The following is a 1732-nucleotide window of genomic DNA, read 5'->3' on the forward strand; positions in this document are numbered from 1 at the left end:
GCAACTGGGCTCAGTCGTGGTGCGCCAGGACGGTGCGCAGCAGCCGTTGCGCACCCCCCTTGTCGAGGGGTCCGTTGCCGTTGCCGCACTTGGGTGACTGGACGCACCCCGGGCAGCCGCCGGTGCACCCGCAGCCGTCGATCGCGGTGAGGGTCGCCTCCAGCCAGTCCCGGCCCCGGGCGAAGCCCCGTTCGGCGAACCCCGCACCCCCCGGGTAGGCGTCGTGGACGAACACCGTCGCCTGCCCGGTGTCCGGGTGCAGGGCGGTGGACACCCCGCCCAGGTCCCACCGGTCGCAGGTCGCGAGCAGCGGCAGCAGCCCGATCGCGGCGTGCTCGGCGGCGTGCAGGGCCCCGGGGGCGTCCTCGGTCACCTGGGCCGCGCGCAGGACGTCGTCCGGCACCGACCACCACACGGCCGTGGTGGTCAGGGTCCGTTCGGGAAGGTCGAGGGACTCCCCGCCGACGGGCACCATCTCCGGCAGGCGCCGGCGGACGAACCCGGTGACCTGGGTGGTGACGTCCACGGGGCCCATGCCCCACCGCACCGGCCCTGCGGTGCGCTCGGCCCTGACCCCACGCACCCGGATCGAGGTGACCCACCGCGACCAGGTGCCGTAGTCGACCGCCCGGGCCCGCACCACCGCCACGCCTGCGTCCAGGTCGAGCTCGTCGACGAGGTACCTGGCGCCCTGGTGCACGTACACCGCGCCGGGGTGGACGGTGCCGTCGGCGGACGCGGAGTCCACCGTCCCGAGCATCCTGCCGGTCCCGTGCTCGACCACCCGGACGGGGTCACCGGATCCCCGCAGGCTCGTCAGCCCGGTGGCCGGTTCGGCGTGGGTCCAGTACCAGCCGGACGGTCGACGGCGCAGGGCGCCCCGCGCGACCAGCACGTCGACCAGCTCCCGGGTGCCGGGCCCGAACAGCTCCAGGTCGGGTTCGCGCAGGGGCGCCTCGGCGGCGGCCGCGCACAGGTGGGGGGCAAGCACGTAGGGGTTGGACGGGTCGAAGACGGTGGCCTCGACGGGGGTGTGGAGCATGGTGCCGGGGTGGTGGACCAGGTAGGTGTCCAGGGGGTCCTCCCGCGCGACGAACGCGACCAGGCCGTCGCCGCCCGCCCGACCGGCGCGCCCCGCCTGCTGCCACAACGACACGCGGGTGCCCGGCCACCCGGCGATCAGCACGGCGTCCAGCCCTGAGATGTCGACCCCCAGCTCCAGGGCGTTGGTGGTGGCCAGGCCCTTGAGGGTGCCGTCACGGACGGAGCGCTCCAGGTCCCGCCGTTCCTCGGGCAGGTAGCCGCCGCGGTAGGCGGCGACCTGGGTGCCGAGACCGGGTCGCACCCGGTCCAGGTGGTCCCGTGCGGTGGCGGCGACGGACTCCGCGCCGCGCCTGGACCGGGTGAACGCCAGGGTCCGGGCCCCGGCGAGGGTCAGGTCGGTGAGGAGGTCGGCGACCTCGGCCGTGGCGGTGCGGTGCGCCCCCGCCTCGGGTTCCGGCTCCTCGTCCTGGTCGGCATGGTCACCGGGGGCGGCGCGCCCGGGCAGGAGCGGTGGCTGCCACAGCACGAACGTCTTGCGGCCCCGGGGGGCGGTGTCCTCGGTGACCGTGACGACGTCCTCGGCCGGCACACCGACCAGGCGGGCGGCACTGGTGGCCGGGTCGGCGGTGGTCGCTGAGGCGAGCACGAACGTGGGTGCGGCGTTGTGGGTGGCGGCGAGCCGCCGCAG

Annotated in this window: 1 protein-coding gene; it reads right to left on the minus strand. The window is 75.9% G+C overall.

All coding sequences use genetic code 11. The features are described 5' to 3' along the window. Positions 1 to 10 precede the first annotated feature (10 nt). Positions 11 to 1732, minus strand: a 1722-nt coding sequence (locus N869_RS14875; protein ID WP_035062941.1) for a Zn-binding domain-containing protein, incomplete at its 5' end; no start/stop codon positions are given.

Source organism: Cellulomonas bogoriensis 69B4 = DSM 16987 (assembly GCF_000767165.1).
GTDB lineage: Bacteria > Actinomycetota > Actinomycetes > Actinomycetales > Cellulomonadaceae > Actinotalea > Actinotalea bogoriensis.